We start from the raw sequence: 12,903 nt of genomic DNA on the forward strand, positions 1-12,903 counted from the left end.
GATCCAGGGTGAGCAAACTGTAAAAATAGGGTTATATAATTTTTCACCGGAAAATAATGCATTATTTCGTAATTACTCAGCCTAAGGAACCTCTGATTAATTCGTTATCTCGAATTTCGGTACCAATAAAATCAATGCCTTGCGGATTGGTTTTTCTTGAAAAACTGCATTAATCAGAGGTTCCCTAACGTTGCCAATCCTTTTTTAAATAGATAGTTAGCTTCGAATAATGCGCTGCACTACGTTTAGCGAACCCTACAACAGACTGTTTTTAAAGGGATATTTTGGTGACGAATAGTTACATTATTTCTAGTACATCAAATGGTACCTTTTGAGGATTTATGACTATTGTCATGCCCCAGGTTTCAATATTCTTTTACGAAATGTTGCCGAGCTTCCCGCTTAATTTCTTCCATATTGAGAACTCCGGCAGAACCACTATCAACTCCTTCTTGCCATACGGCTTTAATTGCCTGGATTTTTTGTTGGTTCTCGACCTGTTTGGCCCCCCCAATCACGCAAAGCTTCGCAAATAACTTCGCTATTTGAGGTATAAAATCCACTTTCCACGGTATTTCGTACTAATAAAGCCAAATCTGGCGTCAAAGCAATGCTGATTTTTTCAATTGTGGACATTTGAACACCTTCAAACAAATCGTTTATAACGACCAACTATGACTGATTCTTACCTAATTTATTAGTTAAATCAATTTTAATTATTCAGCGTAGCCTCAAAGCGGCATAGAGGAACCTAGGTGTCAACATTTAGTGACCTGACAAAATATCTTCGATGCATCCTATCTCATTTTGGGGTCAATCTACTGCGATAATCCTCGATTTCACTCCGTTTCATCGAGGCTACGGTGTCTACTTTTCAATGGGATGAATAGTTACAATTTATTTAGTGCTTATTCAGCGTAACGTTTCTGATTCTTTTTTAAATAGATAGTTAGCTTCTAGTGATGCGCTGCACTGCGTTTAGCACATTACACAACCAATTGTTTTTAAATGAATAATTTCACGATGAATAGTTTTTTAATCCCAGCAAGACGAAACGGGCATATTTATCAGGATTCTGAGCAAGACTAATCCAGTATATTCATGCCGTGCCGATGGGCTTATTGCTTGCACAAACTCAAAAACTCTGCGACCACTTTATCCAGCAAGGCAAAATCAAAATGTTGTTCCAGCATGTCGGCCAGTTGATTGAAGCCGACTTCGCGCTGGGCGTTGAGATCGACGGCTTGCCGGGACTGATAACCAGCCCAGTCCAGCAAGGCGTTGCAGGCTTGCGGCAGGTCGAACAGACCATGCAGATAGGTACCCGCAATCTGGTTGTCGGTGGAAATTGCGCCATCCGTTTCCGTACCCAGTATAAACATTGGTTGCTGCAAGGCCTGGCCGGTGCTGAGGCCCATGTGAATTTCGTAACCGGCTACCGGGATATGCTGCCGGTAAAAGCGGCCAGTGATCTGGCGTAAACTTTTGCCGGTTTGCAGGGTGGTTTCCATATCCAACAGACCCAGACCTTGGACACTGCCCGGTTGGCCTTCCATACCATGCGGGTCGTGGATGGCCCGACCCAGCATCTGAAAGCCGCCACAGATTCCCAGCAGTTTGCCGCCGTAGCGCAAATGGCGCTGGATAAAATCCGGCCAACCCTGTTCCCGCAACCGGGCCAGATCGCGATGCACGGTTTTGCTGCCGGGCAGGATCAGCAAATCTGCACCGCTGATTTGCGCCGGGCTATCGGCAAAAATGACATTTACTTCGGGATGCAATAATAGCGGATCAAAATCGGTATGATTGCTGAAGCTGGGCAGGTGCGGCACGACTACCTGAAAGACTGGGTCATCATGCTGTTTGGCGTGACGGGTGCTGAGAGCATCTTCCGCTTCCAGATACAATTCGCGTAAATACGGCAGCACTGCCAATACCGGTTTGCCGGTTCTGACTTCCAGCCAGTCCAGGCCGGGTTGTAGCAGGCTGATATCGCCGCGAAAGCGGTTGATGACAAAACCAACGATTCTTTGCTGTTCTGATGCTGACAGCAAGTCCAGGGTACCGACGATGTGGGCAAACACTCCACCTCTATCTATGTCGGCGATCAGGATCACCGGGCAATCCACGGCTTCGGCAAAACCCATATTGGCAATATCGCCCTGACGCAAATTGATTTCTGCCGGACTGCCCGCGCCTTCGACAATTACGGTTTCATAGGCTGCAGTCAGCCGTTGCCAAGAAGTCAGTACGGCGGTTTTGGCAACGTTTTTATAATCGTGGTATTGCTGGGCTGACTGGTTTTCCAGGACTTTGCCGTGGATAATCACTTGAGCCATTTGGTCGCTGCTGGGTTTCAGCAACACTGGATTCATGTCACTATGCGGCGGCAGACCGCAGGCGGCAGCTTGTACTGCCTGTGCGCGGCCTATTTCGCCACCGTCGCTGCTGACGGCACTGTTCAGCGCCATGTTCTGGGGTTTAAACGGTGCGACCCGCACTCCCCGGCGCTGATAATACCGGCATAAGGCCGTCACCAGCGTACTTTTACCGGCATCCGAAGTGGTGCCTTGCACCATGAGTGCGGTGATGTTGGGCTGATGTTTGATTGGCTGAACTCTATGTTAAGTCAGGCAGCACGAATACCAGGCTTATTTTAAATGCCGGCCTTTGGCATCTCTATCCATGTGTCCGGCATATATCAATACTCCTTCAACAAAGCCCCACATGACGCCAAAACCTCCGGTCAGCAGGGTCACTACAATCTGTAACACCCCGATTACATAATAGCCCAGATAAAAGCGTTGCAAGCCGATTGCACCAAAGGCGATGCCTAAAAATGCCGCCAAAGCCCGACTTTTTACCGGCTGGTTTTCGGCCAGATAGGCACCCACCAGATTGATTTCGGTGATTATGCCTTCTTCATGAGTAAATTCGACATCGTCACCCTCGCTGGGCGGTGCTTCTGAAGTCCATTGGTTGAGATGGAATTCGTAGTAATCATTCTCGGATTTAACAATACCGGTCTGGTAGGCTTCATCGTAACTTTCTATATGACCAAGCATATTTATTTTCCTGTTATTATTTTGCTGGCAGTAAGATGAGCATATGCGGAGGCAATAGCTCGGTATATCTTGTTATTTTTGGCCGCCTGCTATCAGCACTAGCCCTGGTTGTGCTGTGCTTAAGCAGAGCAATCAGCAACGCGCTGCATGATCACTTGTTTGCTGGCTGGAGTCAAGAGTAAGCGATGTTAGGCTATTATGGTATTAGGCACAGAGCGCTTAACTGTCTTTCAGACGCACCGCCAGAACATCAACTTTGGCGTGATGTAATACGCCATTGGCTGTGGAACCCAGCAGTAAGGCCAAGCCGTGTCTGCCATGTGAGCCGATGACGATCAAATCCGCCTGCTGCTCTTCAGCAATCCGCACAATTTCCAGCTTGGGATTGCCCATCTCCAGCCATTGCTGATTTTCAGGAATTTCCAGCGTTGCTGCAACCTGTTTTAACCGGGTTTTGGCGTTATCCAGCAGTTCTTGGGTTAAATCCACATCAAATTGAATCGGCCCGAAAGGATCGGAATTTAACGGCAGATTGTCTACTACATAAACAATACTAAACTTAGCCTGATTTTGGGCGGCTATTTGTTTGGCGGTATTGGCAACCGCATGGCTATGATCGGAAAAATCAACAGCCAGTAAAATATGTTTGTATAAAGCCATAAAGCCCTCGTTAAGATGGGGTAGAAACAACAGGGAATATTAAAGACATTACCTGAGAAGAAATAAGTATATATAAAAAAGCCAAGGCTAAACCAAAAAATAGTGGCCTGTCTAAGGCATGTCGAAAAATATGCCCACAAACCAGCCAGTGCCAAAGCATAAGCAACAGCATGCCGATAAAGGCAAATTCTGTGACCTGACCGTTAAGGCTGCCCGCAACCGGCAGCGAAAAAAAGCTGATGATAATATCGGTGCCTAGTAAAGCACCCAGGGTTTGCTGAAACCGCGGCAACTTACCGGCAAAATAGAGTAAGGGCCAGGTAAAACCGGCCATTAATGCAAAATCGATGGCGATTTGCAGGAATGCTTCATAGCCATAATCATTCAGCCACAACAACAGGGCATTAATTACCACATAGGCCGGCAATAGTAAGCGCAGCAGCCACTTGGAAGCAGGTACTTGTTGGGGGCCTTTACGTAATATGGCTATTTGAAAGAACAACACGATCAATTGATACATGACTTCTCCGCTTGTTGCAGGTTTTCCTCGGCCACCATCCAGTTATCTTCGGCTTGGTGCAAGGCATTATCGATCCGGCTTTTTTCAGCCAGCAAGGTTTTTAATGATTCTTTGTTTTCTTCCTGGTATAGCGAGGGATCGGCCAGTTTGCTCTCCAGTTCAATTTGTTGCTGCTGCAGTTTATCCACTAAGGCTTCGGATTTTTTCACCGCATCCATAAAGGGTTTAAGCGTATTACGCCGTTTGGCTTCCAGTTTGCGTTCATCCTTGCGTACTGCGGGACTGGCAATTGCCGCTGGTGCGGGTTCGTCTCCAGTTTTTTTGTTTTCTGCCAGCCATAAGCGATAGTCATCCAGATCGCCGTCAAAAACCTGCAATTTACCGTTCGCCACCAATAACAATTGATCAGTAACCGATCGCAATAAATGCCGATCATGGGAAACCACCACCAGCGCGCCTTCATACTCCTGCAACGCGACACTTAGGGCATGACGCATTTCCAGATCAAGATGGTTGGTCGGCTCATCCAGCAGCAGCAGATTGGGATTTTGATAAACCAGTAAGGCCAGCACCAGACGGGCTTTTTCACCGCCGGAAAACGGTCCGATGGGATCATTGACTTTATCTCCGCGAAAATCAAAGCCGCCCAGAAAGTTACGCAAATCTTTTTCGCTGGCCTGTTTATCCAGTTTTTGTAAATGCCAGAGTGGGCTTTCATCCAGACGCAGCTGTTCCAGCTGATGCTGGGCAAAATAACCGATATTTAAGCTCTCTGCACTATGCAATTCGCCGTTGAGCTGGCGCATTTGTCCGGATAATACTTTAATCAGACTGGATTTTCCGGCCCCATTCGGGCCGAGCAAACCGATTCGGTCTCCCGGTGTAATAGACAATGAGGCATTTTTAATCACTACCTTGTCGCCATAACCAATATCGGCATCCTCAATTTTTAGCAGTGGATTAGGCAGTTTTTTAGGTGCAGGGAAGCGAAAGTTAAATGGTGAATCGACATGGGCTTGAGCAATAATTTCCATACGCTCCAGCGATTTGATACGGCTTTGTGCCTGTTTGGCCTTGGAGGCTTTGGCTTTAAAGCGGTCGACAAAACTTTGAATATGGGCAATTTCCCGCTGTTGCTTCTCAAATGCAGATTGCTGCTGGGACAGTTTTTCGGCACGCATGCGTTCAAAATCGGAATAGTTGCCGGTATAAATTTCGGCATTGTTTTGCTCGATATGGACGATATGATCGGTAATAGCGTCCAGAAAATCCCGGTCATGGGAAATCAGCAGCAATGTGCCCGGATACCTGCCCAGCCAGTCCTGTAACCAGATGACCGCATCCAAATCCAAGTGGTTGGTGGGCTCATCCAGCAATAGTACATCAGAACGGCACATCAGGGCTTGAGCCAGATTTAAGCGCATCCGCCAACCACCGGAAAATGAACTGACCGGATGAATTTCCTGTGCAGTGCTAAATCCCAGTCCATTTAACAATCGCGAAGCACGTGCTTGTGCGGTGTAGCCGCCGATATGATCCAGGTTGCCATGTAGTTCAGCCTGTTTCAAGCCATCCTGAGCCTGTTCTGCAGCGGCTAACTGTTGCTGCAACTGTCTTAATTCGCGGTCACCATCCAGCACATAATCGATGGCTGTGCAGTCCAGGGCCGGGGTTTCCTGAGCAACATGGGCTATCTCCAGATTGGGCGGCATGGAAAATTCACCCTCGTCACTATGCAGTTCTCCGCGTAATAACGCGAAGAAACTGGATTTACCTACGCCGTTTGCGCCGGTTAAACCTATTTTTTGGCCTTTGTGGATAATGAAGGAAGCTTTGCTAAACAGCAAGCGGTTGCCGCGACGGATAGCAATGTTTTTAAAATTCAGCATGTTGCCTAAAAATGATGTCGGTCAGGAACTACGGCATGAGCCGCGATAAGCGTGAATTTTATCGCGTGCAGGCGCAGAGGGTATGATGATTTTTGATTTGTCCGCCACGAGGGGGCTAGCCGGCTGACCGCTAAGCCGGTTTTTGAACTGACTGGGGCTCATCCTTGTCCGGATAAAAGCCTTGTCCTCAGCTGTTTATCCGGATTATCCCTGGCATCTTTGTTATCCATGTTCACGGGGGAAGGAACTCAACATCCATGACACCGCTATTAGTAAAGCAAAAGCGATGCCAACTCATGAAAACCAGCAAAATTAAGCCTGATCGGCCAAACCAGGATGGGAAATAAAAAAACTATGTTATTTAGCGTAATAATTGGCCGGTTTCTGTAAATTTATGCTATTTCACCCGCATCGGGCTCAAACCAACAAAACCTGCCCAAGCAACAATTTAGCTAAAATTTCGACCATAAAAAATCTCGGCCATTTCATCGTGCAATTGTTCCTGAATTTCATCTTTTTCATCTTCAGTAAAATTGCTTTCTTTTTCAAATAAGTAGTTTTCCAGCTCGGTTTCTTTCAGCCGCATCTTGGTGTGGAAAATATTTTCCTGATAGACGTTCACATCTATCATCTGATAAAGCTCTTTGGTGCTTTCCGCAATATAGTTCTGTATTGAGTTGATTTTGTGATCGATATAAATTTTTTGCCCAGTGACATCGCGGGTGAAGCCACGTACCCGGTAATCCATAATGACGATATCCGACTCAAAGCTGTGTATCAGATAATTCAAGGCTTTTAACGGTGAAATCTGACCGCAGGTGGAAACGTCAATATCGGCTCTAAAGGTACAGATATCGGTATCTGGATGGCTTTCGGGATAAGTGTGCACGGTGATATGACTTTTATCCAGATGGGCCAGTATCGTGTCCGGCAACGGACCTGGCGATTCCGAATTCATTCCCGCCGGTATCACCGCACCTTCTGAAATCAGCATAGTCACACTAGCACCCTGCGGATCGTAATCCTGATGGGCAATATTCAGAATTTGGGCACCGATGATATTGGCCACATCTTTCAAAATTTGAGTTAAGCGTTTGGCGTTATAGGCTTCATCAATATATTCGATGTAGGCTTTTTCCTGCTCTTTGGGAGCATAGCAAACATCGTAAATATTAAAACTCAGCGATTTAGTCAGGTTGTTAAACCCGTGTAATTGTAATTTGCTCAATCGGTTAACCCTCGATCACTTCGAAATCATGACTTATTTCAACACCTGCTTTGCCCAGCATGATGGAGGCAGAGCAGTATTTTTCCGCAGACAGTTTAACTGCGCGTTCTACGGCACCCACTGACAAATTTTTGCCGGTAATTTTAAAATGTAAATGAATTTTGCTGAACACACTGGGCACGGTATCTACCCGTTCAGCACTGAGTTCAGTGGTACAACCCGTTACTGGATGCCGGCCTTTTTCCAGAATATCGATGACATCAAACGAAGAGCAGCCACCCAGCCCTAACAGAATCATTTCCATCGGGCGCACGCCGATATTGCGGCCACCATGATCGGGAGGTCCGTCCATCACCACAGCGTGACCGCTGCCTGATTCGCCGACAAAACTTCTGCCGTCAAGCCATTTAATCGTTGCTTGCATATTTAAATCCACAATCATTAAAATTTTGCGGATTTTACAACGGTAACATCAAATGCATTGATTTTTTTTTGCAAATTCCTGTTACATTAGCTAGGGTAAGACTATCTGATAATTAATTTTAAACTTATGCGCGTCGCTAAACACCATAAAATTTCATCTGAGGCGCTGGCTGCTTTGTTGCATTTTTGCCATGTCCGCACCTATCCCGCCAAAGTCACGCTGATCCGCCCCGGCGATATCGGCGATAAGTTACTACTGGTGTTGGATGGCTCTGTGGCCATCAGTGTAGAAGACGAAGATGGCCATGAATTGATTTTAGCGTATCTGAATAAACATGATTTTATTGGTGAAATCGGTGTATTCAGAAGTACTGAGAAACGTAGCGCCTTAGTTAGAACCCGTGATCGCTGCCAGATGGCAGAGATCAGTTATGAGCGGTTCAGGGATTTGTTAAGCGGCGAATTACATGATTACGCGGTAGAACTTTTATCGGTGCTGGGCGAACAGCTGTCGCTAAGGCTGCTGCTGACCAATCGCAAATATCAGGATCTGGCCTTTGTCGATGTGGAAGGCCGAATAGCCCATACTTTGCTGGATTTAAGCCGCCAGCCGGATGCAATTACCCACCCGGACGGCATGCAATTGCACATCACCCGTCAGGAAATTGGCCGGATAGTCGGGTGTTCCCGGGAAATGGTGGGCCGGGTACTCAAAGAGATGGAAGACAAAGGTCTGATTACCGCCCATGGTAAAACCATAGTGGTATTCGGCACCCGCTAAAACCAAAGGCTTTATTGACCGACTTCGGTCACTACCACACCGATACCGTTTTTTTGCAGCAAGTCTTTAAGCGTGGAAACGCTGGTAGGGTTGTCATAAGGGCCGATCTTGACCCTATGCCAAATAACGGTACCGACTTTGGCTTTTTCTACCCGTGCTTCTATGCCCAGTTGCGCCAACTTGGCCTTGTGCCGATCTGCCTCATCGGCTTCCCGAAATGAACCAGCTTGCATGACATATTTTGTGGTTTTGGTTTTGCCGACCAATTCTTCACGCACCCGGGTTTTAATTTCATAATCCGGTACCACGGTCTCCGCTTCCGGCAGCAGTGTGTAAAAGTCAAAGCGGGTGGGTTCCGGTGCCGGCGGTGGTGGCGGAACTTCAGGCTTAGGCTCTGCTTCGGCTTTCTGTACTGCTTCGGCAGGAGCCGTTTCGGGTTTCTGGGTGGCTTCCACCGGCGCGGGGGGCAATTGTTTAACCGGCAATTCCGGTTTGGCTTGATTAGCCGGTTCCGTTTGACCAATTTGCGATTTACCGGCCAACAATTCCGGCACTTTGGTACGAATCAGATTTAGAAAAAATCCAAAAGCGCCAATTAAGCCAAGTACCAACAACCAGCGCCAAAACATCACCGACGATCTGTTACGGCGACGGCGATATTTCAGGTAACTGGCACTTTGAACTCGGTGTTTGTAATCTTTAGCCATTACATCGATTCGGGGGTGGTAATATTTAACAGCGTTAAGGTATTTTCCAATACTTGTTTTACCGCGCCGATCAGACTGAGACGGGCATTACACAGCTTGTTGTCTTCAACCAGAAATTGATGGGCGTTGTAATAGCTGTGAAACTGATTAGCCAATTCCCGTAAATAACTTATCAATTGATGCGGCTCATAACTTAGGGCGGCACGTTCCAAAATTTCCGGATATTTGGATAGTGTAGTCAATATCGCGGTTTCATGCTCGGCTGTCAGTAAATTAAGATTAACCAAGCCTAACGCGGTATCCAATCCGATGTTTTTTTCATCAAGCTGGCGCAAAACACTGCAAATCCGTGCGTAAGCGTACTGGACATAATATACCGGATTTTCATTACTTCTTGACGCCGCCAGTTTCAAGTCAAAATCCATATGCTGTTCGGATTTACGCATGACATAAAAAAACCGGCAGGCATCGGTACCTACTTCATTGCGTAATTGTCTTAAAGTTACAAACTCTCCGGAACGGGTAGACATTTGTACTTTTTCTTCACCGCGATACAGTACGGCAAATTGCACCAGCAACACTTGTAATTTGGTGTCATCTGCACCCAGCGCCTGCATGGCTGCCTTGACCCGTGGAATATAACCGTGATGATCGGCACCCCAGATATTGACTATCCGGTCAAAACCGCGATCGAGCTTATGCATGTGATAGGCAATATCGGAAGCAAAATAAGTGGTCTGGCCGTTATCGCGCACCACCACCCGATCTTTTTCATCGCCGAGACGGCTGGAGGCAAACCAGGTTGCACCATCCAGTTTATACAGATAACCGGCAGCATCCAAGCGATCTAGCGCCTGTTGTACTGAACCGTCATCCATCAGTTGCCGTTCGGAAAACCAGTGCTGATAACTTACGCCGAATTCTTCCAGATCATCCTTGATATCACTCAGAATATTATCCAGGCCGGCCTGAAATACCTGCTGGTATCCGGCTGCACCCAATAGGGTTTTAGCACGATCGATCAGGGCATCAATATGTTTTTCCTTATCACCGCCAGCGGCTTCATCTGCCGGTATGTCTTCCAGCACTGCTGCAGCACTTTTATGCAAGGCCTTGCCCTGGCGCTGATGTAAATCTGCGCTTATTTTGCGGACATATTCGCCGCGATAGCCATTGCTGGGAAAAGTAAACACCTCTCCGCACTGTTCCAGATAACGCAACCAGACGCTGGTGGCCAGAATATCCATCTGCCGACCGGCATCATTGACATAATATTCCCGTTCTACTTCAAAGCCGACGGCGGCCAGCAGATCAGCCACTGCCGAACCATAAGCCGCACCACGGCCATGACCGACATGCAAAGGCCCGGTGGGATTGGCGGAAACAAATTCAACCTGAACTTTTTGACCGGCGCCAACATTGCTCAAACCAAATTTTTTGCCCTGGGCGTGGATTTGTTTAATGATCTCGAACTGGCTGTCGGGATTAATAAAAAAGTTGATGAAGCCGGGGCCGGCAATCTCGATTTTGCTGACCAAACCGGCAAACGGAATTTCAGCAACAATTTTTTCTGCCAACTGTCTGGGGTTGAGTTTGGCCGGTTTGGCCAGTAATAAGGCCAGATTGCTGGCAAAATCTCCGTGCTGAGGGTCGCGGCAGCGTTCCAGGCTAATTTGCACGGATAAGGGCTGGTCGAGAACACCTTGCGTTTTTAAGGCTTCAACAGCATGTTGCAATAGGTGTTCGAGCTCGTGTTTCATTGTTGCAATAACGACAAGTTAAGTAAGAAATTAGGCTTTATTATCCATCAAAAAGCCCCTAATAGCTACTTACCCCGCGCTAAGGCAGGCATGACTTAAGGCAAAATTCGATGCAATGGTGCTGATCTTGCGGATATATCCTAGACCCTGTAATCACGCTCACCAAACAGTGCCGTGCCGATTCTGACCATGGTGGCACCCTCCATAATCGCGGCTTTCAAATCGCCGCTCATGCCAAAGGAATAGCTGTCCAGCCCGGCCAGATGCAAGTCCTGCACGGCCTGATACAAGTGCCGGTAAGGCAGGCGTTGCTGGGCATATTGGCTATTGGGTTCGGGGATGGCCATTACGCCACGCAGGCGCAGATTTGGCAGAACAGTGATAGCTGCCGCCAGTTCCGGCAGTTCCGCCAGACTGACGCCGGCTTTGCTGCTTTCCTCACTGATATTGACTTGCAGACAAATATTCAGCGGCGGTAAATGCGCCGGACGCTGCTCGCTGAGACGTTGGGCAATTTTTAGCCTGTCGACACTATGCACCCAACTGAATTGGCCGGCAATAGCTTTGGTTTTATTGGATTGAATCGGCCCGATAAAATGCCAGGTGATATTAAATCCGGCCAGTGCCTGCTGTTTGAGCAAAGCTTCCTGTTGGTAATTTTCGGCAAAATGGCGCTGCCCCAGTCGATATAGCACGGCAATATCCCCAGCCGGCTTGGTTTTACTGACGGCCAATAACTGCACACTATTTTTAGGTCGCCCGGCTATGCCGGTAGCATGGCGAATTTGGCTTAAAACGTGCTGATAACGTTCACTGATAGTGTCCATCATGGTTGAGTCGGATCTTGACGGGATAATAAACGCGAACATAACAGTCCGGATTCAAACAGCAGCCACATCGGAATGGCCAGCAGGGTTTGGGATAAGGCGTCCGGCGGGGTTAAAAACATCGCTACGACAAATACGCCTATGATCACATAAGGTCTTTTTTCGGCCAGACTTTCCGGTGAGACTATACCCAGCAACACCAGAACGATGGTAATAATAGGAATCTCAAACGATACGCCAAAGGCAATGAACATGGCCAGTACAAAATCCAGATAGGTGGTAATATCGGTCATCACCGTCACCCCAAGTGGGGCGCTGGCGGTCAAATAGCCAAATACCAGCGGAAACACCAGAAAATAGGCAAATGCCGCCCCGCAATAAAACAAAATAATGCTGGCTAGTAATAAGGGTAGGAATAAACGCTTTTCATGGCGATACAGGCCGGGAGCCACGAAGCCCCAGAACTGGTAAAGAATAAACGGTGCGGAAATAAACACAGCCACCACAAAAGCCAGTTTGAATGGTGCGAAAAACGGCGAGGCCACGTCTATGGCTATCATGCTGCTGTTTTTGGGCATGTGCTGCAATAAGGGTTCAGCCAGATAGGTGTAGATTTCATTGGCATAGCTGGCTGTGCCGATAAACACCAGAAGCACACAAAACACCACTCGTAGCAGTCGGTTGCGTAATTCAACTAGATGGCTGAAAAAAGTAGATTCAGAGCTGGATTCAGGCGGGATGGTCATCGGGCTTATCGGTTTTAGGGTCGGACCAGGCCTCTACGGCGTTGTTGATCTCGGTTTCCGTGTCTGCGATGGTTTGCTGTATTTCATCGACCAGTAACTGCCGGTTCATCATTTGGCGAATTTCTTCGGCATGAAGTTCCTGCTGCAGTTCGATTTGCACGGCGGCCACCGTGCTGCGGGCTTTGCCTAACCAAAAGCCGGCCAGTCTGGCTGCTTTCGGCAGCTTTTCCGGACCCAATACCAACAAAGCCACCAGGCCGACCATCAGTAACTCAGAAAATCCGACATCAAACATGG

14 protein-coding genes are annotated in these 12,903 nt (G+C 47.6%); 1 reads left to right on the forward strand and 13 read right to left on the reverse strand.

Features of this window, described 5'->3' with window-relative positions:
- Positions 1-465: 465 nt before the first annotated feature.
- The 8 genes from KEF85_RS16025 to KEF85_RS16060 all read right to left on the reverse strand — a co-directional run bounded on the left by KEF85_RS16025 (position 466) and on the right by KEF85_RS16060 (position 7,786).
- The gene (locus tag KEF85_RS16025; RefSeq protein WP_215582237.1) at positions 466-636 is read right to left on the reverse strand and encodes a ribbon-helix-helix domain-containing protein; all 171 of its coding nucleotides are present in this window, start codon (positions 634-636) and stop codon (positions 466-468) included.
- A 482-nt stretch (positions 637-1,118) separates the two neighbouring features.
- Positions 1,119-2,579, reverse strand: a complete 1,461-nt coding sequence (locus tag KEF85_RS16030) for a cobyric acid synthase (RefSeq protein ID WP_215582238.1) — start codon at positions 2,577-2,579, stop codon at positions 1,119-1,121.
- A 72-nt stretch (positions 2,580-2,651) separates the two neighbouring features.
- The gene (locus KEF85_RS16035) at positions 2,652-3,065 is read right to left on the reverse strand and encodes a TM2 domain-containing protein (protein WP_215582239.1); all 414 of its coding nucleotides are present in this window, start codon (positions 3,063-3,065) and stop codon (positions 2,652-2,654) included.
- 219 nt (positions 3,066-3,284) lie between these two features.
- A complete protein-coding gene (locus KEF85_RS16040) occupies positions 3,285-3,725 on the reverse strand; it encodes a universal stress protein (RefSeq protein ID WP_215582240.1) in 441 nt (146 codons plus the stop codon).
- 10 nt (positions 3,726-3,735) lie between these two features.
- A complete protein-coding gene (locus KEF85_RS16045) occupies positions 3,736-4,245 on the reverse strand; it encodes a hypothetical protein (RefSeq protein ID WP_215582241.1) in 510 nt (169 codons plus the stop codon).
- Positions 4,233-6,134 (reverse strand): ATP-binding cassette domain-containing protein, encoded by a 1,902-nt coding sequence (locus KEF85_RS16050; RefSeq protein ID WP_215582242.1) that lies wholly within the window; start codon positions 6,132-6,134, stop codon positions 4,233-4,235. The genes KEF85_RS16045 and KEF85_RS16050 overlap by 13 nt, the downstream gene beginning before the upstream one ends.
- 448 nt (positions 6,135-6,582) lie before the next feature.
- The gene (gene speD, locus KEF85_RS16055; protein WP_215582243.1) at positions 6,583-7,362 is read right to left on the reverse strand and encodes an adenosylmethionine decarboxylase; all 780 of its coding nucleotides are present in this window, start codon (positions 7,360-7,362) and stop codon (positions 6,583-6,585) included.
- A 4-nt stretch (positions 7,363-7,366) separates the two neighbouring features.
- Positions 7,367-7,786: an OsmC family protein gene (locus tag KEF85_RS16060; RefSeq protein WP_215582244.1), complete on the reverse strand. Its 420-nt coding sequence runs from the start codon at positions 7,784-7,786 to the stop codon at positions 7,367-7,369.
- A 126-nt stretch (positions 7,787-7,912) separates the two neighbouring features.
- Between KEF85_RS16060 and crp the strand changes: the two genes are divergently transcribed.
- Complete coding sequence (gene crp / locus KEF85_RS16065; protein ID WP_215582245.1) at positions 7,913-8,566, forward strand: cAMP-activated global transcriptional regulator CRP; 654 nt, start codon at positions 7,913-7,915, stop codon at positions 8,564-8,566.
- A gap of 11 nt (positions 8,567-8,577) precedes the next feature.
- Here the strand turns inward: crp and KEF85_RS16070 are convergent, their stop codons facing one another.
- The 5 genes from KEF85_RS16070 to tatB all read right to left on the reverse strand — a co-directional run bounded on the left by KEF85_RS16070 (position 8,578) and on the right by tatB (position 12,901).
- A complete protein-coding gene (locus KEF85_RS16070; protein WP_215582246.1) occupies positions 8,578-9,273 on the reverse strand; it encodes an SPOR domain-containing protein in 696 nt (231 codons plus the stop codon).
- Complete coding sequence (gene argS / locus KEF85_RS16075; RefSeq protein WP_215582247.1) at positions 9,273-11,033, reverse strand: arginine--tRNA ligase; 1,761 nt, start codon at positions 11,031-11,033, stop codon at positions 9,273-9,275. Before argS ends, KEF85_RS16070 begins: the two co-directional genes overlap by 1 nt.
- Positions 11,034-11,173: 140 nt before the next feature.
- Complete coding sequence (locus KEF85_RS16080) at positions 11,174-11,860, reverse strand: YggS family pyridoxal phosphate-dependent enzyme (protein WP_215585212.1); 687 nt, start codon at positions 11,858-11,860, stop codon at positions 11,174-11,176.
- Positions 11,860-12,606, reverse strand: a complete 747-nt coding sequence (gene tatC, locus KEF85_RS16085) for a twin-arginine translocase subunit TatC (RefSeq protein ID WP_215582248.1) — start codon at positions 12,604-12,606, stop codon at positions 11,860-11,862. The genes KEF85_RS16080 and tatC overlap by 1 nt, the downstream gene beginning before the upstream one ends.
- Positions 12,590-12,901 (reverse strand): Sec-independent protein translocase protein TatB, encoded by a 312-nt coding sequence (tatB, locus tag KEF85_RS16090; RefSeq protein WP_215582250.1) that lies wholly within the window; start codon positions 12,899-12,901, stop codon positions 12,590-12,592. The genes tatC and tatB overlap by 17 nt, the downstream gene beginning before the upstream one ends.
- Positions 12,902-12,903 lie beyond the last annotated feature (2 nt).

Source organism: Methylomonas paludis (assembly GCF_018734325.1).
Classification (GTDB): domain Bacteria; phylum Pseudomonadota; class Gammaproteobacteria; order Methylococcales; family Methylomonadaceae; genus Methylomonas; species Methylomonas paludis.

Coding starts and splice junctions, on each gene's coding strand:
- KEF85_RS16025 (WP_215582237.1), bottom strand. CDS start 636: ATGTCCACAATTGAAAAAATCAGCATTGCTTTGACGCCAGATTTGGCT.
- KEF85_RS16030 (WP_215582238.1), bottom strand. CDS start 2,579: ATGGTGCAAGGCACCACTTCGGATGCCGGTAAAAGTACGCTGGTGACG.
- KEF85_RS16035 (WP_215582239.1), bottom strand. CDS start 3,065: ATGCTTGGTCATATAGAAAGTTACGATGAAGCCTACCAGACCGGTATT.
- KEF85_RS16040 (WP_215582240.1), bottom strand. CDS start 3,725: ATGGCTTTATACAAACATATTTTACTGGCTGTTGATTTTTCCGATCAT.
- KEF85_RS16045 (WP_215582241.1), bottom strand. CDS start 4,245: ATGTATCAATTGATCGTGTTGTTCTTTCAAATAGCCATATTACGTAAA.
- KEF85_RS16050 (WP_215582242.1), bottom strand. CDS start 6,134: ATGCTGAATTTTAAAAACATTGCTATCCGTCGCGGCAACCGCTTGCTG.
- KEF85_RS16060 (WP_215582244.1), bottom strand. CDS start 7,786: ATGCAAGCAACGATTAAATGGCTTGACGGCAGAAGTTTTGTCGGCGAA.
- crp (WP_215582245.1), top strand. CDS start 7,913: ATGCGCGTCGCTAAACACCATAAAATTTCATCTGAGGCGCTGGCTGCT.
- KEF85_RS16070 (WP_215582246.1), bottom strand. CDS start 9,273: ATGGCTAAAGATTACAAACACCGAGTTCAAAGTGCCAGTTACCTGAAA.
- argS (WP_215582247.1), bottom strand. CDS start 11,033: ATGAAACACGAGCTCGAACACCTATTGCAACATGCTGTTGAAGCCTTA.
- KEF85_RS16080 (WP_215585212.1), bottom strand. CDS start 11,860: ATGGACACTATCAGTGAACGTTATCAGCACGTTTTAAGCCAAATTCGC.
- tatC (WP_215582248.1), bottom strand. CDS start 12,606: ATGACCATCCCGCCTGAATCCAGCTCTGAATCTACTTTTTTCAGCCAT.
- tatB (WP_215582250.1), bottom strand. CDS start 12,901: ATGTTTGATGTCGGATTTTCTGAGTTACTGATGGTCGGCCTGGTGGCT.